The organism is Acidimicrobiia bacterium, assembly GCA_018057765.1.
Lineage (GTDB): Bacteria > Actinomycetota > Acidimicrobiia > IMCC26256 > JAGPDB01 > JAGPDB01.
Genome location: JAGPDB010000014.1, coordinates 26,160 through 45,480, shown reverse-complemented (window position 1 = coordinate 45,480; position 19,321 = coordinate 26,160). Strand labels below are relative to the sequence as shown.

19 protein-coding genes are annotated in these 19,321 nt (G+C 38.4%); 12 read left to right on the top strand and 7 right to left on the bottom strand.

Annotated elements, in window-relative coordinates; genetic code table 11:
* The 5 genes from KBF89_05860 to KBF89_05840 form a co-directional block, all read left to right on the top strand.
* A partial coding sequence (locus KBF89_05860) for a hypothetical protein (protein MBP9115855.1) occupies window positions 1-258 on the top strand: 258 nt, incomplete at its 5' end.
* Entirely contained in the window at window positions 230-526 is a 297-nt protein-coding gene (locus KBF89_05855) for a hypothetical protein (protein MBP9115854.1), read from the top strand. The genes KBF89_05860 and KBF89_05855, both read left to right, overlap by 29 nt.
* A 401-nt stretch (window positions 527-927) precedes the next feature.
* Window positions 928-3,096: a ribonucleoside triphosphate reductase gene (locus tag KBF89_05850; GenBank protein MBP9115853.1), complete on the top strand. Its 2,169-nt coding sequence runs from the start codon at window positions 928-930 to the stop codon at window positions 3,094-3,096.
* A gap of 3 nt (window positions 3,097-3,099) precedes the next feature.
* Window positions 3,100-3,789, top strand: coding sequence for an anaerobic ribonucleoside-triphosphate reductase activating protein (locus KBF89_05845; GenBank protein ID MBP9115852.1), 690 nt, complete (start codon window positions 3,100-3,102; stop codon window positions 3,787-3,789).
* A gap of 144 nt (window positions 3,790-3,933) precedes the next feature.
* Entirely contained in the window at window positions 3,934-5,331 is a 1,398-nt protein-coding gene (locus KBF89_05840; GenBank protein MBP9115851.1) for a hypothetical protein, read from the top strand.
* A 15-nt stretch (window positions 5,332-5,346) separates the two neighbouring features.
* Here KBF89_05840 and KBF89_05835 read toward each other — a convergent pair whose 3' ends face one another.
* Window positions 5,347-6,342 carry a hypothetical protein gene (locus tag KBF89_05835; protein ID MBP9115850.1) on the bottom strand — a complete coding sequence of 332 codons (996 nt, stop codon included), beginning with the start codon at window positions 6,340-6,342 and terminating at the stop codon, window positions 5,347-5,349.
* Window positions 6,343-6,444: 102 nt separating this feature from the next.
* Between KBF89_05835 and KBF89_05830 the strand changes: the two genes are divergently transcribed.
* From KBF89_05830 to ric, 4 genes are all read left to right on the top strand, one after another.
* Entirely contained in the window at window positions 6,445-6,597 is a 153-nt protein-coding gene (locus tag KBF89_05830; protein ID MBP9115849.1) for a hypothetical protein, read from the top strand.
* Window positions 6,598-6,684: 87 nt separating this feature from the next.
* Window positions 6,685-8,262 carry an AAA family ATPase gene (locus KBF89_05825; protein MBP9115848.1) on the top strand — a complete coding sequence of 526 codons (1,578 nt, stop codon included), beginning with the start codon at window positions 6,685-6,687 and terminating at the stop codon, window positions 8,260-8,262.
* Window positions 8,263-8,602: 340 nt separating this feature from the next.
* Window positions 8,603-9,247, top strand: a complete 645-nt coding sequence (locus tag KBF89_05820; GenBank protein MBP9115847.1) for a helix-turn-helix domain-containing protein — start codon at window positions 8,603-8,605, stop codon at window positions 9,245-9,247.
* Window positions 9,248-9,347: 100 nt separating this feature from the next.
* A complete protein-coding gene (ric, locus tag KBF89_05815) occupies window positions 9,348-10,382 on the top strand; it encodes an iron-sulfur cluster repair di-iron protein (GenBank protein ID MBP9115846.1) in 1,035 nt (344 codons plus the stop codon).
* A gap of 95 nt (window positions 10,383-10,477) precedes the next feature.
* On the opposite strand, the gene sufT is transcribed toward ric, so the two are convergent.
* The 4 genes from sufT to sufB are packed head-to-tail and all read right to left on the bottom strand — an operon-like array spanning window position 10,478 to window position 14,439.
* A complete protein-coding gene (gene sufT, locus KBF89_05810) occupies window positions 10,478-11,020 on the bottom strand; it encodes a putative Fe-S cluster assembly protein SufT (protein ID MBP9115845.1) in 543 nt (180 codons plus the stop codon).
* Window positions 11,013-12,257 (bottom strand): Fe-S cluster assembly protein SufD, encoded by a 1,245-nt coding sequence (sufD, locus tag KBF89_05805; GenBank protein ID MBP9115844.1) that lies wholly within the window; start codon window positions 12,255-12,257, stop codon window positions 11,013-11,015. The genes sufT and sufD overlap by 8 nt, the downstream gene beginning before the upstream one ends.
* Window positions 12,254-13,003, bottom strand: a complete 750-nt coding sequence (gene sufC / locus KBF89_05800) for a Fe-S cluster assembly ATPase SufC (protein ID MBP9115843.1) — start codon at window positions 13,001-13,003, stop codon at window positions 12,254-12,256. The genes sufD and sufC overlap by 4 nt, the downstream gene beginning before the upstream one ends.
* Window positions 13,003-14,439, bottom strand: coding sequence for a Fe-S cluster assembly protein SufB (sufB, locus tag KBF89_05795; protein ID MBP9115842.1), 1,437 nt, complete (start codon window positions 14,437-14,439; stop codon window positions 13,003-13,005). The genes sufC and sufB overlap by 1 nt, the downstream gene beginning before the upstream one ends.
* A gap of 84 nt (window positions 14,440-14,523) precedes the next feature.
* Between sufB and KBF89_05790 the strand changes: the two genes are divergently transcribed.
* From KBF89_05790 to KBF89_05780, 3 genes are read left to right on the top strand one after another with little or no spacing between them, the layout of a single operon-like run.
* Window positions 14,524-15,771 carry a hypothetical protein gene (locus tag KBF89_05790; GenBank protein ID MBP9115841.1) on the top strand — a complete coding sequence of 416 codons (1,248 nt, stop codon included), beginning with the start codon at window positions 14,524-14,526 and terminating at the stop codon, window positions 15,769-15,771.
* On the top strand, window positions 15,771-16,595 hold the full coding sequence (locus tag KBF89_05785; protein ID MBP9115840.1) for a YwiC-like family protein: 825 nt from the start codon (window positions 15,771-15,773) through the stop codon (window positions 16,593-16,595). Before KBF89_05790 ends, KBF89_05785 begins: the two co-directional genes overlap by 1 nt.
* A 47-nt stretch (window positions 16,596-16,642) precedes the next feature.
* Window positions 16,643-17,101: a CopD family protein gene (locus KBF89_05780; protein MBP9115839.1), complete on the top strand. Its 459-nt coding sequence runs from the start codon at window positions 16,643-16,645 to the stop codon at window positions 17,099-17,101.
* A gap of 1 nt (window position 17,102) precedes the next feature.
* Here the strand turns inward: KBF89_05780 and KBF89_05775 are convergent, their stop codons facing one another.
* Together KBF89_05775 and KBF89_05770 are read right to left on the bottom strand one after the other, a co-directional pair.
* Window positions 17,103-18,377, bottom strand: a complete 1,275-nt coding sequence (locus KBF89_05775; protein ID MBP9115838.1) for an MFS transporter — start codon at window positions 18,375-18,377, stop codon at window positions 17,103-17,105.
* Window positions 18,378-18,402: 25 nt separating this feature from the next.
* Window positions 18,403-19,314, bottom strand: coding sequence for a pirin family protein (locus tag KBF89_05770; protein MBP9115837.1), 912 nt, complete (start codon window positions 19,312-19,314; stop codon window positions 18,403-18,405).
* Between the last annotated feature and the right edge of the window lie 7 nt (window positions 19,315-19,321).

Below are 19,321 nucleotides of genomic sequence, written 5' to 3'. Positions count from 1 at the left end.
GTGGCCAATGAGGTTATAAAAGCAAGCGATCTTGATGTGCCAATAAGTTATGAGAGTTTTGCTGACATAGGTAGTGGTTTAGGTTCGGCTGGTTTCATTGTTTATGATGATAGAACTTGTATGGTGAAAATTGCTTATCTTTTTTCAAGATTCCTATCGATAGAATCTTGTGGACAATGTCCGCCGTGCAAACTTGGTTCAAGTGCGATAACAAAACATTTAGAAAAAATTGAAAACAGGTTTAGGCGACGAACATGATCTTGATGCAATTTTAGGTTGGTTAAAAAACGTCACAGATGGCAATAGATGTTACTTAGCTGTTGAGGAACAAAAAGTTGTTTCGAGCATAATTATTGCATTCACCGATGAGTTCATTGCGCATATTGAAACTGGTAAATGTCCAAGTACACATAAAATAGAATTTCCCAAACTGCTTGACCTCAGTGAAGGTGTAGCTACTTACGATCAATCATTTTGGCGCAAACAACCCGACTGGACATATTCAGCCGAAGAGCCTCGACGTTAGAGGCATAAATTTTGTCAGCTATAAATACTTGAACTAGTATATATACAGTCAACACTAGAAATATTCGTTTTTAGATAGACGACAGACTAGATGAAAGTGTCGGTAATTAAATAATATTCAAACATCTTAAAACGCTTTTATTATACAGTTTTACTGTTCTAAATTTTTTTATTTTTATCACTAAAAATTTTGGATACTAGTTTGCACATTGCCTAACAAGGTTTCACAAGAGCTTGTCATAAAGTCGTTATTTTAGTGACTTTTTCTTAGGTTGACCTATTGGAATATTGGCAAAGAGTCCACATAATTTTTGATATTCAATAGTACTGTAGGACTACTAATTCGAAAACGTAAATTTACACTTTTGAGATTAGCTATTTGATATTCAGAGAGGATCAAAGATGGAGTTATTAGTAACAAAACGCAATGGAGAACCAGTAGATTACGATGAAAATAAAATCGTGATTGCGATTGCAAAAGCTGGCAAAGCAACAAAAGAATTTGATAAAACGGACGCAGTCAAACTTGCTAATCAAGTTTCTATGGAAATAGATATACGCAACATAACTGTAATTAGTGTTGAAACAATTCAAGATATAGTTGAAGATACACTTTTAGCATCGCGATATAAAAAGTCTGCAAAAGCATACGTATTGTATCGTGCACAACACTCTTCGATGCGCAAAATTGCTGAGTCTGCACACATCGATTTGGTTGATAAATATCTCGACAAATTAGATTGGCAAGTTAAAGAAAATTCTAATATGTCATACTCCTTGCAAGGTCTAAATAATTATGTTGCAAGTGAAGTAACAAAGACTTATTGGTTAGAAAAAGTATATCCAAGTGAAATTGGTAACGCACACCTACATGGTGATCTGCATATTCATGATCTTAATCTCCTAAGTGTTTATTGTGTTGGTTGGGATCTTTTCGATTTACTCTCCCAAGGTTTTACAGGTGTTCCTGGAAAAACTGCTTCCAAACCCGCAAAACATTTTCGTTCTGCACTAGGTCAGATAGTAAATTTCTTTTACACATTGCAAGGTGAAGCTGCTGGAGCTCAAGCATTTTCTAGTTTTGATACTTTGCTTGCCCCATTTATCCGACACGACAATCTCGATTATGAAGAAGTAAAACAAGCATTACAAGAGTTCGTGTTTAACATTAACGTTCCTACCCGTGTAGGTTTTCAAACACCATTTACAAACATAACTTTAGATTTGGTAGCACCATCACACTATGGTGAGATGCCTGTAATCATTGGTGGTGTACCTAGCGAGGAAGGAACCTATGGTGATTATCAAGCTGAGATGGATTTGCTAAACCGCGCATTCTTAGAGGTGATGACCGAAGGTGATGCTCACGGTCGTGTATTCACATTCCCGATTCCTACATATAACATCACTAGTGAATTTGATTGGGATAACCCTGTAGTAGAGAATCTTTGGGAAGCTTCAGCAAAATATGGTATTCCTTACTTCTCTAACTTTATTAATTCTGACATGAAACCAGAAGATTCTCGTTCGATGTGTTGTCGTTTGCGTATAGATAACCGCGAATTAGAATATCGTGGGGGAGGATTGTTCGGAGCAAACCCTCTTACTGGTTCAATAGGTGTTGTTACCTTAAATATGCCACGAATAGGTTTGACTTGTACCACTGAAGAAGAATTTTTTGATCGCGTTGGCGAGCTTATGGATATTTCGAAAGATTCGCTAGAAATTAAACGTAAATATTTAGAACGTTTAACAGATAGCAATCTTTATCCATATACTAAATTTTATTTGCGAGATGTCAAAGCTGCACACGATAAATATTGGATAAACCATTTTTCAACAATTGGCTTATTAGGAATGAATGAAGCTGTAGAGAATTTCTTAGGCGAAAATATTGCGTCAGAGAACGGCAAAGTTTTTTCTGAACGCGTATTGCAATATATGCGTGATCGTCTAAGTGATTATCGTAAAGAAACTGGAAATAACTATAACCTCGAAGCTACACCTGCTGAAGGTACTTGTTACAGATTAGCACTATTAGATCAGAAATTATTTGAAGATGCAATTTTTGCTAATGGTAAAGGCAAGGCTGTAGTGACTCCGTTTTACACAAATTCATCACATCTACCAGTTAACTATACTGATGATTTATTTGAACTGCTCGATCTTCAAGATGAGTTACAAACTAAATATACAGGCGGAACCGTAATTCATTTCTTTATGGGCGAGCGCGCTAGTGATGCTCAGGCTTTAAAGTCGATGGTAAAAACAATTTGTGAAAATTATCGTTTACCATACTTCACAATGACACCTAGTTTTAGTATTTGTCATAACCATGGATATTTAAGAGGTGAAGTCCATATTTGCCCTGATTGTAAAGAGCCAACTGAAGTTTATTCTCGAATCGTTGGGTATTTGCGTAGCGTCTCACAATGGAATGAAGGCAAGCGTGCAGAGTTTGATATGAGAGAGCATTACAGTGTTGATACTAAATTACCTAACGCGTTAAAAGCTTGCGAACAAAGTTCTTCTCGTGCTGCTAACTCTGTCAAAGAAGTATTAAAGAGTTAAGTCATGATTATAGGCGGTATGCAGAAGTTTTCTTTGGTCGATTTTCCAGGGAAAACTTCTGCCGTCTTTTTTTCATCGGGATGTAATATGCGCTGTGGGTATTGTCATAATCCTGAACTTGTATTGCCGAATTTATTTGAACCAGCTATAAACATGGATGAGATATACAATTTTTTAGATAATCGTATTGGTAAACTTGATGGCATTGTGCTCAGTGGAGGCGAGCCTAGCATCCATAAAGATATGTCAGAATTTTTAGGAGAGATTAAACATAGGGGTTTTGCCGTAAAGCTAGATAGCAATGGTACTAATCCCCAATTGTTGATGGACGTTATTGAAAATAATCTTGTTGATTATTTTGCGATGGATATTAAAGCACCATTAGATAGATACAGTGAAGTTACTGGTCGTCCAATTGATACCTCAGCCATAGAAAGAAGCGTTGATATAATAATGGGTTCGGGTATTGATTATGAATTTCGCACTACTGTGATGAAAGGCCAACTCGACATTAATGATTTTGTTGAGATTGGTAGTTTGATTAAAGGAGCGGATAAACATTTTCTTCAAAAGTTTTCTCCTTGTAAAACTTTAGATCCAGGGTTTATGGATAATGAGAGTTATTCTGATGCAGAGATGCAAGGCTTTCAAGAAACCATGAACAATTTTGTACACAGTTGTTTAGTGCGTTAGCAACACTTATTTCTTAACAAGCTACATTACGCAAAACATTGAGTGCACAATTCTAAATATGATGATATAGAAGTTTGCCAGTTGTGTTTCTAATAAATATTATTAAATCCAATGCGGGTCTAATCAATGTGCGAGAATATAGCTATGACTACTTTCTTATTGCCACCAGAACCTATTACAACAATTGATGCTTATCTTAAATCTCTGACAGGGGGCAAAGGTATTGCTCGTGCACACGAACTTGGTCGTGAAGCTACAATACTGGAAGTGGCGAAGTCAGGATTAAGAGGTCGCGGTGGTGGAGGTTTTCCTACTGGGAAAAAATGGGCTGGAATAGCCGAGCAGAATAGTGGCCAACGTTATTTAGTTTGTAATGGTGCAGAAGGAGAACCGGGAACATTTAAGGATCGAGCACTAATTCGTGCAAACCCTTATCAACTCGTCGAAGGAGTCGCCATAGCCGCTTTTGCGATAGGAGCTGTTGAGGCATTCATTTGTTTAAAGCAAAGTTTTGAGCGTGAGATTGAAATACTCACACGCGCAGTAAAAGAATTTCAGACAGCAGAGCTTTGTCGAAGTTGTTCAATAACTATTGTTGCTGGTCCCGACGAATATTTATATGGCGAAGAAAAAGCAATGCTTGAAGTTATTGAAGGCAATGATCCACTGCCACGTTGGTTGCCGCCATATGTACAAGGGTTATTTTCTGATGGACCACAAACTGGTTGGCAATCACAAAACAGTGAGGCAGGCGATGGCTCTGATAACTCTGTGACTGGCGGTTCTAATCCTACCTTGGTAAATAATGTTGAAACCTTATCGAACATCCCTCACATTTTGACTAATGGTGTCGACTGGTTTCGCTCGATGGGTACAAAAGAATCACCTGGGACAATTATTGTAACTGTGATTGGAGATGTTCTTGCACCCGATGTTGGTGAAGTGGAAATGGGTGCACCATTAAACACTGTCATCAATGCTGTTGGTAGCGGACTAGCAAAGGGTCGTAGCATAAAGGCAGTATTTTCTGGTGTTGCTAATACCGTGGTGACATTTGCTGATCTTGATGTCCCAATTAGCTATGAAAGTTTTCAAGCAATCGGCAGTGGCCTTGGGTCTGCAGGATTTATTGTTTATGACGACACTACTTGTATGGTAAATGTCGCAAATATTTTTTCGAGATTTCTATCTATTGAATCATGTGGCCAATGTCCGCCGTGCAAAATTGGTTCAGGTGCAATTACCGAACATCTAAACAAGATTGAGACGGGCAATGGTGATGAGCAAGACATTAAAGCAATCAAAGGTTGGTTGAATCATGTTGCCGATGGAAACCGTTGTTATTTAGCTGTCGAAGAACAAGTAATGGTGCGAAGTATTATGCGTGCCTTTCCACAAGAATTTGCAGAGCATATACAACTAGGCAAATGTCCAAACCCGAGAGAATTGTTGATCCCTAAATTGATTAATCTTGAAGATGGAGTTGCAGTTTATGATGGGTCATATTCTCGCAAACAGCCTGACTGGACTTATGCCGATTAGTTTTTGGTGGCCAGTTTAAGGATAGAATGAATCTGTTATTGGCTTAGTGAGTTCGACTTGTGTGAGTTGGACAACTTTCGACATAGCATCAAGCATAGCTTCGACTCCCGCTGCTACATTTTTAGACCGTGAACCATCACTAAATTCGGCGAACTGGGAATATCCGTTACGGCCAGGTGTAGCACTAACACGGTCATCAGGTTTTATTATTCCCATTTTTTTATCAAAACTATCAATTTTGCTCAACTCGCTGTTAATAGCAGCTACACAAGTCATTCTATCTTCTAATCGACTACCAAGAGAGGCAAGCATCATGGGTACACCATTTACTTTATAGCGCGCAAATCCGTTGTAGATTTGAGTGTCATAACTTGTGCCTTTAAATTCCACGGGGATTCCACGTTCGCGGGCACTATGTAAAACATAAAGGGCAAGCGCTTCGAATCGGTCCATAACAAAAGTAGCTTGCATTGATCTACCATGACGTTGACACATACCATCAATTGGATTTTCTGGATTGTTGGTTAGACTATTTGATTCCCGATCAAAACCTTTTTGTATATTTGGGTCATGTCTTTTAAAATCCAAAAGTTTTGTACCGGCAATTTCATGTACCTGTCTATGTTCAAGCCAAAATCCTGCTTCCATTAATCGTTGGCTAGACAAACGTTCTCCATAGGTTCCACCTCTTTTGCTTTGTTCATAATATAAATTAAAACCATTATTATACGATTCGAAACCCATAGTATTTTTTTGGTAAGGAGTTTCGAGGTCAAATGGAAATGCACGTAGCACCATGGATTGGCAATATATTAAAGTGCGGTGTGCAGTATCAATGGTTACAGTGTCAGGTTGTTTTGGATTCAGAGCATGGATTATTGCTCTTATCTGGTCTACATATGGAGTTAGGGCATAGAATTCTAAAGTGTCGATCCCAGGTTGTTGGCCTGGTTCTTGATTTTGAGTATTTCCACGCGGGTTAGGCGCATTAGGGCCGGAAGTATTGGTCATAACGCCCATAGTAGTATAAAACTTTTACATCTGTCAACTTTCGTATGTGCTAGCAATATGTCTATACTTGCGCAATATATACTGGCTAGCTATTCCCTATATATGTCATTACAACCAGCAAAACAATCTGAACTTGTAGAAGACATGGGAATGGACTTTGTTCGAAATCAAGTCATTGCACTAATGAAAGAACTTGTAGTAGATATATCGTCACCAGAAGGTCCATTCAAAATAGTTGGTGTCTGTCTAAACTAATTCTCGAATTGACGTTTAATAAGACAAAGATATAAAATACAAGCATAAATCATAAATTTTACTGGTCTAGCTCGAAGGAACGAGGAAATGGAATATACAGATATTGAGTATGACGAAGCACTTCAAAGATTGGCTTCTCAACCTAGAACCGATGCTGAATTTGAAAAGCACTGGGTAAGGTTCGTCTGTGAAGATTTACCAAATTTCGATTTATTTACTTTGGGGTCATTTTTAGTTGATCTAGATGCTGAAGTTAAACACACATTTTTTTATCAGGGGTACAAAGAAATTTTAGACGACGTTAAGGAGTTTTGTTTCGATCAAGACACAGAAGAGCCTAATGACGCGCATAAACAGATAGTCGGTAGTACATTAGTTAAAACATATAGAATGTGGAGAAGCAATGGTATCGAGGATAGATTATTCGAAAATATTTCGACTCCTGATTCTGCCCAATCATTAATTAGCATGTTAAAATTTATGAGAGAAGACAGATATCTTTGGCAATATCTTAACTATCTAGTCGGTAAAGAAGTGTTAGAATTAGACGATCAAGATAATGTAATCACTGCTTCATGGAATCCGAGTAAGTTATGGCCAAATATAGACGATAATGAACTTGATGTTGTCATACCAGAGCAACCTGATTCTGTTCCATCTCATCACGAAACAAGACCACCTAATCATCCAGTCTCAGATGAGAGGTACTTTATCCATCCTGATGCTGCAAAAAGATTTCCTTTATTAAGTGGAGTTTTAAATCAGAACCTTCAAAATCCTGCTTTACCAACAGCTTGGGCGCTCGCAAAAATGCTATCAGGCCAGATTGCCAGGCAGGGCAAGCTGACTCGTCATATAGCACTATTGGGACCTCCAGGTGTTGGTAAAACTGAATCAGCAAAAATTCTTCAACATCTGTTTGCAGCTATGGGAATATGCGGAAATGAATTTGTGGTATTTTCACCAGGAAAAGATACTGAACAATTTGTTGACCATATGGCAAAGGAAATAAAGGACACTTTAGTAAAATTAAAGGAAAATGGCGGTGTTTTATTAGTTGATGAAGCGCATAAATTCAATGAAGGTAAAGGCTCTAATGGCTCTGCAAATTTTAGAAAACGTACACTTGACGTAGTTTTTGAACAAGTTGATGATTTGTTGAATAGTGGCGTCATAGTTATATTTGCAGGTTATAGAAATGAATTTAAGCAAGTGCTCTCACAAGATGCAGGTTGGGACAGAAGGTTATTGTTAATAGACCTTGATCTACCTAGCAAAGTGCAACTAGCTAGTTCTGTGACGTATTCGCTTGCTAAAGATGGAATTGGCTTACCGCCAAATTTTGCTGATCATACGGCTTGGCTTTTTGATCAGATGATAGAAACTGCTGGTGTGGAATTTGGTTACTGGGCAACTGCTAGAAATTTTGAGAGCGCATTGAGAGATTCAGCAGCGGGAGACTTTCTTACGACTGGTACCGCTTTAGTTAACGATATTACCCGCGAAGACTTTATAGCAGCTGCTCGCGCAATAGGCTATATTAATGTTGATGTTGAAAGTTTAGATTTAGGTAATCCAACTGAAATTACACTTGATCAAGGTGCTTTTGATGCAGGAATAGCAGGCATTCTTTCAACTCCTCATGATCCAGATCTTGGTTTATAAAAATCAAATAGGCACAATAAAATTTTATCTATTAAATCTTAATAATAAAAAGATCGGCGTTAAACGAACCATTATAAAGAATTTCTAAAATACTCTTTTATTGACGAAGTCTTCATGGTTTAAATTTAAACTCAATAAAGAGGCACTTTTCAATGAATGCTAAGAAAATCATTTTCGGATGTAGATTTTGAGTTTGATATTATAATTAACAATATCGAATTAACCAGTTCTAGCATATAATTACACTATACGCTAGAATTAATACTGAAGTATTAGATGTATCGTATAGAAGTATATCTAAAATTTAAATACTGAGATTGGATGGTTTAACGTGAATGATTTGTTGACCCAATCACGTGCACTTGGAGATCGAACTAGACACGAACTATTTCGATACATAAGCGATGCGAAACGACCTGTCGAAGTAGCTGAATTAACAAAACATTTAGGTCTGCATCACAACGCAATACGTCAGCATTTAGCAAAACTTGTAGATGCAAATCTTGTATCTGAAGCGTCTGTTCCATCAACCGGTCGCGGCAGACCACGTTTATGTTACATAATTGATCCATCTGCCGAAAGTAAATGGGGAGTTACTGGACCATACGAGAGACTTACTTTACTTTTTTCTGAAATAATAAAAAGTGGTGATACACCAGTTGAAGTCGGACGACGTTCTGCAAAGCAAATGCTTTGTGAAGTCGATAAAGATGCTGACCCAGTTGAGAGTTTGGTTAAAGCAATGACTCGACATGGTTTCGAACCAATTGCAAAACGTAGAGGCAAGAAGGTTGACATACTATTTGGAACTTGTCCATTTGAAACAACAGCATTGGTCGATCCAGAAACCGTATGTGGACTTCACCTAGGGCTCGCAAAAGGTGCTGTTGAATCACTTGATGGTTTAGTGGTAGATGAGTTAGCAGAGCATGATCCACGTCGTGGAACCTGTAGGTTGAGCTGTCACGTCGAAACTCAAGCTTAAAGCACGTCTAGTATTAATTCTATTGAATACTAGAAATAATATATATAATCGACTAGCATGAATATTGAATCTGAATCTAAGAAGTCAGAAAGTAGGAGATATGCAATCATCAATTAGTGTCAAAGGTGCTAACTGTCCAAGTTGTTTTAACGAGACGCTCGAAAACCTCTCACAGCTAGAAGGCGTGCAATCTGTACACGGATCATTTTCTGGACCATGCATCGAGATTGACTATGACGATGGAGCACTCGAATCTATCACTGCAACTATTAGTGCCGGCTTACATGGTACAGAAATTTACTCTGGTGAAACCCAGATGATAAATCTTGAACCAGTCACATTATCAACATCGTGTACACATAATAAAGAAAGTGAAATAAAAATGAATTCAACTACAAGCACAAACTCGAACACGAACACAATAGTTCCATCGATGATACTCGGAGAAATTGTTACTCAGAACCCATCATTAGCTATAGAATTCGAAAAGCGTGGTCTCGATTATTGTTGTCAAGGTGCAAGAACATTACAAGACGCAGCCACTTCTAAAGGTCTCGATGCGCAAAAACTTGCAGATGAATTAACCGATGCAATGATCGATGAAGAGCCAGCAGATTGGGCATCGCTTAGCCCAGTTGAATTAATGGACAATATTGAGTCAGTTCATCACAAATATTTATGGGATAATTTTGATCGTACAGGCGCATTAGTACAAAAAATTGCAGATGTTCACGGTGAGCGACACCCAGAGTTACTTGAAGTAGAAAGTCTATACGAAGCAATCCGAGCTGACCTAGAACCACACCTTAAAGCAGAGGAAGAAATGCTATTTCCAAAGGTCCGTGAAATAGCTAATTCAGAAAGTACAGAAGCCGCTACTGAAGAATTCGTTGCACGAGTTAAAGAAATTGCTGATGAACATAAGAATGTTGGCGATATGCTTGCAAAATTAAATTTAATAACTAATGGTTATTCAACACCTGCTGATGGATGTGCAACCTATGCTGCATGCTACCAAGCATTGGCAGATCTTGAGTCTGATATACATTTACATATACACAAAGAGAGCAATGTATTGTTTCCTGCGCTAGGAACTGAGCCAGTAAATATGTGGAGTAAAAGCGCTGTATCGTAGTTGACAGTTAAAAAGTAGCATAAATATTGAGGCTATTACATAATACTTATTGTTTATGTAATAGCCTCAAGTCTTTATAAGTAGGATAATGTATTTTAAAGCATTCCGAGTTGGAGTTTTGCGGCATCAGACATTTTGTCCATACCCCAAGGTGGGTCCCAGACTACATTGACTTCAACCTCGTCAACTCCTGGAATTGCACCAACTAAACGAATTGCATCGTCACTCAAAACATCACCCATACCGCAACCTGCAGCAGTCATAGTCATATCTATTTCAATTTTTCTTTTTCCGTCATCGTCCATTATTTCGTCACAACGATATATCAAACCAAGTTCAACAATGCTGACAGGAATCTCAGGGTCATAAATGGTACCGAGAACATCTGTTACTTTGCTCATTTCAAAAGTCCCGCTATCATCAACATCGCTTGATTTAGCTACTTCGAGACCAAGTGCGTCGGCATCATGACCATCTATGCGTAACAAATTTCCATACTCAGTGCTGATAGTAAAACTACCGCCAAGCTGTTGAACAATTTTTACTATTGCACCAGCATCAAGTGTAATTTTTTCACCATAAGGAATGGTTGTGGCAATACAATCTCTACTTAGTTTAATAGGTTCTGTGTTACTCATTTATTTTCCTTTTTATCTCTTGTTGAACAAATGGGTGTAGATGCTGTGTCAATGTTGCTACATGACTTCGAACTTTGTCGTTTTCAATTTCATCAGTTATTTGCGCAATGAAAGCTTCTATTAGCATCGTTCGTGCTTTATCGTTTTCAATTCCTCTACTTCGAAGATAAAAAAGTGACTCCTCGTCAAGGCGGCCCACAGTTGAGCCGTGAGTACATTGCACATCATCAGCATAAATTCTTAACCATGGCCGAGTGTCAGCCTGCGCATGTTCATCAAGTACAAGATTCTTATTTGTTTGATGGGCATCGGTACCAACAGTTCCATGTTCTACAATAATTTCACCACTAAAAGAACTATGGCCATGGTCATCAACAACACCCACAAAGTGTTGATTGCTCGCACAATTTGAAGAAGCGTGATCTACAGTAACTTCAGTATCATGAACTTGCTTGATCGAGGTTATATTTACACCAGTTAGTTCAATAACAGAATTTTCTGAATCGAGATGCGCGTCAATTGCATTACGTGCAATATCTGCACCCTTCGTGATCGAAGCCATCTTTACATGGGAATCTTTACCTTGTTCAATTCTTGTATTACCAATGTGGGTAGCACTAGACGATTCATTTTGTATCCGAATTTGGTCGAGCTTTGTATTATCGCCAATACGAATAGTTGTACAAGCATCAGTCATTGTGTTATTTTCATTACCACAATAAGTTTCTACGATGGTGATGTGAGAATTATCACCCAATTCGATAATAGTACGTGGGTGTGAAATTATTTGTGAATTATTTTCGTCTATGTCATTAGTAGCAATATGAACAATATGAATCGGGTCATCTAAGATTATGTCGTTATCAGTCTTTACTACAGCAATATCGTACTCGTCATTCTGCTTGCAAATACCTTCAACAGTTCGAACATTCTCGTTCAACAAAACAAGCTCTTTAGATACTGAACTATTTTCACTAGCTAAACCGCAGTAGAGGCCATCAGGTAAGTTTTCGGTGTTTGAAAGTTCTTCGTTATAAAAACCATTTACGAATACCAATTGGGTACCACTTAAGTTGCCTATGAGTGAATCGAATTCTGGTTTTGTGATTGAGCTAATACTTGAACGTCGAGCGCTTGTTGCATTTTGAACGCGAGTAGCAATATCTTTAACCGGAGTATATCGCCAAGCTTCTTCCTTGGAACTAGGCGCGCCAATTAGTGTAGCTGTATTGGTCATTGCGTCACCTTATCTGCAATTGAACTGTAGCCTTGGATCTCTAGCTCATCTGCCAGTTCAATTCCGCCGGAGCGGACAATTTTTCCGCCACTTAAAACATGAATATAATCAGGACGTACAGTATCTAGAAGTTTTCGATGATGAGTAATGATCAACATCGATCGTTCAGGGTTGCGCAGACGTTCAATTCCTAATGCAACTATTCGAAGTGCATCGATGTCAAGACCAGAATCGGTTTCATCGAGGATTGCTAAACGTGGTTCAAGCATCGACATTTGTAAAATCTCGTTACGCTTTTTCTCACCGCCAGAAAATCCAGTATTAACTGAACGACTAAGAAAAGCTGGATCCATTTCAAGTTTTGCCATATGTTCTTTTGCAAAATTTAAAAATTCCATAGCGCTAATCTCTTCAAGCCCGCGGTTTTTTCTTACAGTGTTAACTGCAGTTCGGAGAAAATACATGTTTCCAACACCAGGAATTTCTACTGGATGTTGAAAAGCCAAAAATATACCAGCAGCCGCTCTTTCTTCAGGTGCAAGTGGCAAAAGATCTATGCCATCAAAAGTGGCTGTACCTGATACTTCGTAACCTTCGCGTCCTGTAAGTACATTAGATAGTGTTGTTTTTCCAGACCCATTAGGTCCCATGATTACATGAACTTCACCATCTGGAATATCAAGGCTGAATCCATCAAGAATTACTTTATCTCCAACACCTACGTGTAGATTTTCTATATGTAACATTATCCTACTGACCCTTCTAGGCTAACTTGCATTAGTGCCTGTGCTTCCACTGCATATTCCATTGGCAGTTCGTCGAATACTTCTCTACAGAATCCATTTACAATCATTGTTGATGCGTCCTCCTCGGTTAGTCCGCGTTGGCGGCAATAGAAAAGCTGGTCGTCGCTGATCTTTGATGTTGTTGCTTCGTGCTCGACCTGAGCAGTGTCATTTTTTACTTCTACATAAGGAAATGTGTGTGCACCACAATCAGGACCTAAGAGTAGAGAATCGCATTGAGTATGATTTCGTGCACCTGTTGCACTACGAAGAATTTTTACCAAACCTCGATAAGTATTTTGGGCATGTCCAGCAGAAATTCCTTTAGATAAAATTGTACTTTTAGTATTTTTACCTATGTGGATCATTTTTGTTCCAGTATCTGCTTGCTGGTAATTAGTTGTAACTGCAACTGAATAAAACTCGCCTACTGAATCGTCGCCTTTTAAAATTACGCTCGGATATTTCCATGTAATTGCTGACCCAGTCTCGACTTGTGTCCAAGAAATTTTTGAGCGCGCTCCAGTACAACTTCCACGTTTAGTAACGAAATTATAGATACCACCTTTGCCGTTTTCATCGCCTGGATACCAGTTCTGGACAGTTGAGTATTTAATATTTGCATCATCAAGTGCAATTAACTCAACAACAGCAGCGTGTAATTGGTTTTCGTCACGCATAGGTGCAGTGCACCCTTCAAGATAGCTAACACTGGCACCTTCTTCGGCGATTATTAATGTACGTTCGAACTGGCCAGTCTCTGCAGCATTAATGCGGAAATATGTTGATAATTCCATCGGACATTTAACCCCCGCTGGGATAAAGCAAAATGATCCATCAGAAAATACCGCGGAATTTAATGTTGCAAAAAAATTGTCACGATAGCCAACTACTGTCCCTAAATATTTTTTTACGAGTTCAGGATGTTCTTTTACTGCTTCGGAAAATGAGCAGAATATAACGCCTACTTTAGCTAATGTAGATTTAAAAGTAGTTGCGACTGATACTGAATCTAAAATTGTATCTACTGCTACATTTGAAAGACGCTTTTGCTCAGTAACTGAAATTCCCAATTTATCAAAAGTTGCTCGAATTTCTGGGTCAACCTCATCAAGGCTATTTAACTTTGCTTTGGTCTTTGGAGCAGCCCAATAATGCATATCTTGATAATCAATAGGAGGAAAAGACAGGTTTGGCCAATTGGGTTCTTCTAATGTCATAAAGTGCGCCAATGCGCCTAGTCGCCATTCTAAAAGCCACTCTGGTTCATTTTTTTTAGCTGAGATTAGCCTAACAACATCTTCGTTTAAACCCTTCGGGGCCAAGTCGGTTTCGAGGTTGCTATGAAAACCATATGCGTACTCTCTATTAACGATCTCGTTTACAACATCAGACATTTAATCTCCTTCTATTTACCCTATAACTTTATCACAGTGTATACTAGAAATAATAGTGGGCGATGATCTGAGGGGTAGGAAGTTATGACTCAACCTGTAAATTCTAGTCCCGAAAACGAGAAATCTTCAATCAGTGAGCCAACTAGCAAAGGTTCACCTGGGCGAATCACCAAGATCCACTCCGAAACACGCAAAGGTCTATTTGTAGCACTTTGTTTTTTAATAATTTCATTATTTATTGGTATTTTAGGAATTGGTACTAGTTGGTGGGTCCCTCTACACTTATTTCTAATAGGCTCACTGTTAAGTGCAATATCAACAACGACACAAATGTTAGCTGTAAGTTGGTCCACTTCACCTCCACCTTCATCAATTATTGTTATTTTACAACGATGGGGAATTGCATTTGGTGCAGTTTTTCTTGTATTAGGTCGAGAAATAAAGCAGTCATGGATGATAATTTTTGGTGGGTTAATTGTTATATTTGCGGTGTTATTGTTGGCATCTATTTTGCTGTGGATACTTAAACACGCTGTCACTAAAAGATTTGCTCAAGCTATTGAAGCATATATTGTAGCTATAGTCGCTGGAGCAATAGGTATGACAATAGGTTTAATACTCGGTCTTAACCGTGGTGGTGAACTCTCTATAGAACTTCGCGGTGCTCATTTGATCTTAAACTTATTCGGACTCGTCGGAATTGTCATCGCTGGAACACTTCCATATTTTATTGCTACCCAGGTGCGTAGTAAAATGTCGCCACGAGCGACAACATCGCTAAAACGCATAACACTATTTATACTTTCATCTGCTGTTGTTATTGCAGTAAATGGTGAAATACTTAAACAAGCTAAGCTTGTAACAATAGGATTTTGTACTTATGCATTGGGTATATTATTGGTTTTGATAATGTTACCAATAAATTTAAAGAATAATTCACGATGGATGGAGCCACGTATCTTACAATTGATGACCGGAATTATTTGGTGGATTGCTATGACTATTACTTTAGGAATTTCAACAGTTGAATTGGGAGTAAACCGTAAAGTATTACAGGCATTAGTGATTGGTGGTTTTGCACAAATACTTATATCGTCTCTGGCATATCTCGGCCCAGTAATACGTGGTGGTGGACATCAACTGCTTACTGCCGGCTTTGCAATTACACGCTCGTGGGTCTCACTAGTATTAGGCAATATCGCAGCATTGTTGTCGCTATTTGATAAAGATAATTTTCTAGCTTTAGTGCTTATGTTCTGGATAGTCGATATTGTTGTTCGTGCAATATTACTTAAAGTTAAAAAACGAACTATTAAATTAAAGGAGAATTGATGGGTAACCAAGAGGATGCGTACTTAGCTGATGCCCCAAACATAGCAGGCGATCGGTCGATCCTAAAAGCAGTTGCTATGCCCACGGAACACGGCGGATGGAGTCTTACTTTAGAGCCTGTTGTGCTTGCTTTGGTTGTTTCTTGGTCATGGTCAGGGTTAGCACTTGGCTTTGCAGCTATGTTGGCATTCATTGCACGTACACCGCTAAAAATTGTATTAGGGGATCTTTGGCGCAATAGATGGTTAGAGCGTTCTGGTGTTGCGGCTCGTGTTGCATCAATAGAAGTATTCTTATTTATAGCATTAATTGTTTATGCAATTTTCGAAGCCGAGAATAACTTTTTGATACCTTTACTTATTGCTTTACCGCTCGTTGCAATCCAATTATACTTTGATATAAGAAGTAAAAGCCGCAGACTTTTACCTGAACTTTGCGGTACTGTAGGAATTGGCTCAGTAGCATCAGCAATCGTACTTGCAAATGGAGTTGCTAACACTACTGCCTATGCACTTTGGATAGTAGTCGCAACAAGAGGTGTTGCAGCAATTCCTTATGCTAGGACACAAGTTTTCAGGAAGCGTGGACGTCCAGTTAAAGTTTGGCATAGCGACCTTGCCCAACTATTTGCTGGAGTGAGTGTAATAATTGCTTACCTATTTCATATTGTGCCTCTTGCTCCTACAATAGCAATTGTTATTATTGCCATCTTTAATATTATTGCGATTCGCAACACCCCTTTACCTGCAAAGATAATAGGACTACAACAAATGTTCTTTGGTATTACGCTCGTAGTCATAACAGCTATTGCGGTGTTAGTATGAACAGAATTAATACTCTAATGAATATGAAAAATCTAAAGGCTTAAATAATGGCAACTTATTATATTATTCTTAGTATCCACATAATAGGAGCAACTATTTGGGCTGGAGGTCATCTGGTTTTAGCGCTTAGTATTCTTCCTGATGCTCTTAAAAAAAAGGATGCTTCGATAATTCTTGATTATGAGAAACGATTTGAAAAAATAGGTTTGCCTGCACTTGGGACACAAATACTATCTGGGTTTTGGTTGGCATGGCGCATACTTGGTCCTCTAGAAAACTGGTTTGCGAATAATTCGATTGCCCATGCAATTCAGATCAAACTTGGCCTCCTAGTTCTTACTGCAGGTCTTGCTATTAATGCACGATTCCGTGTTATTCCAAAACTCACTGATACTGATATGAACACACTTGCATGGCATGTACGAATAGTAACTTTTTCAGCAGTACTTTTTGTTCTCGCTGGCATAACAATACGATTTGGTGGTTATCCAGTATTTAAAAATTAATCTAATCTGGGATTGTTAAATCGAGATTTGATTCACAAATATCATGCTTTACAGCTTTATTTTTTTCTCTGCGCAATAGTAATTGTCCACCAATCGCTGCAAGGATAGCGACAATCCCACCGACAGCTAATGGGGTACGCGCTCCCCAACGGTCTGCAACAGCACCGACTATTGGACCACCAATTGGTGTGGTTCCAATTAGCAAAACAGCTTGAAGTGCAAGAATTCTTCCGTGCATACGTGAATCTGCACGAACTTGAATAATTGAAGTTGTTGCAGTCATATAAGTAATACTGCTAACACCTACTAAAAAAACTATAGGTAAAGCAACCCAAATATTAGGAACAAAAGTTAACATCATCATTGTTATACCAAGACTAGAAGCACCAAAAATTATTTGTCGCACATTTACGGTGCGCCTATACGCGGCATATAATGCAGAGAGAAGTGCGCCGACGCTAAATGCTACATATACAATAGTAAATTCACTGTCGCTTCCTTTAAGCGCATGTTCAACAAAAAGTGGAAATAGTACGCTGAAGTTGTAGCTCAATATTCCTACGAATAACAGCATAAGAAAAGGTATCCATAAATCAGGAATACCTAAGATGTATCTAAGTCCTTCACGTATTTGACCTTTTGCTTTTTCAACCTTAGGGGTCCTCATGATATCTGATTCACGCATCATAAATAGTGCAGCCAAAACAACTAGATATGAAATACCATCAATAATAAATGCCCAACCATATCCAACTGTTACAACAAGTATTCCAGCCAGGGCAGGACCAAATATCCTGGATGCATTGACCATAGCACTGTTTAATATGACAGCATTTGGGCGGTCTTTCACTGAGACCATTTCAGTAACAAAACTTCTACGCACAGGCATATCAAAAGCTAAAAATAATCCTCCAGCTATTGAAACAGCATATATAAGACTTAATTTGGGGTTAGGAATAAACGCAATCATTCCAAGTACAAATGACTGCAACATCTCTAAAAATTGAGTGATTATCAATAGTGTTCTTTTGTTAGACCTATCTGCGATTGTTCCAGCCCAAACGGAAAACAACAAAATAGGCCCGTATTGACAAGCTACTAATATTCCAATAGCAAGACCGCTATGAGTTAAATGTAGTACTAATAAAGTTAAAGCAATATTGGTAATCCAGTTTCCTGTATTTGAAATCAGTTGTCCTATGAAAAAGAGTCGGAAGTTGCGATTATGTAGTGATGAAAATATTTGTCGAAATACATTGCTTATTTTATTTTTCATCTTGCCTGATTCTTGTGTGACTTATTTAAGCGGGGATTTCTCCCATTTTTCCAGCACGAAAATCTTCAAATGCTTGTTGAACTTCTTCAGCACTGTTCATTACAAACGGTCCATATCTAACAACTGGCTCTCCAATTGGTTTTCCGGTTAACAATAATACATCTGTTCCATCTTCTGTAATATCTGGTTCTTCAAATTCTATTTTGTCTATACCACTAGCGACGAATGTATGGCCTTTTGCTATCGTAAAGTTTTTTATCTCACCTATTGCTGAATCATAAAGCTTTCCAGAAATTGTTCCAACCAAAGGAAGAATAATCACATTGTGGTCAGGGTCGATAACTGAAAAAAATGATTCTTTATTATACTTCTTTGAAGATTTGTCTTTTGAGATATGCGCATAAACTATAGGCGTAAATGTGTTTGTGTGAGATTCAATACCAAACGCATTACCCGCAATAATTTTAATTACTACATCGCCAATGTTTACTGATGGAATTTCATCTGTTCTCATGTCTTGGTATTTTGGCGGATCCATCTTATTTGCTTTTGGCAAGTTAACCCAGAGTTGAATGCTAAATACTTCCTTGTCTTGATTTTCCTCGTTGAAATTAACTTTTTTAGGTCCTTCTTTATGTATTACACCTGATCCAGCAGTCATCCACTGAACATCTCCAGGTTCCATATGTCCTTCATTTCCAAGAGTGTCTAGATGGTCGCTAGTTCCGCGTATGTTATAAGAAACTGTTTCAAACCCGCGGTGGGGGTGCCAGTCTGTTCCTATTCTATTGTTTGCCAACATCGTTTTTGGGCCAATTTGATCTATAAGTAAAAATGGATCAATCTGACTTAAGCCTTCAACTGGGAATGGACGCTGCACCTCAAAGCCTTCACCCTCTAATGTCGTATGAACTTTTATTATCCTTGTATGCATCATAATCTCC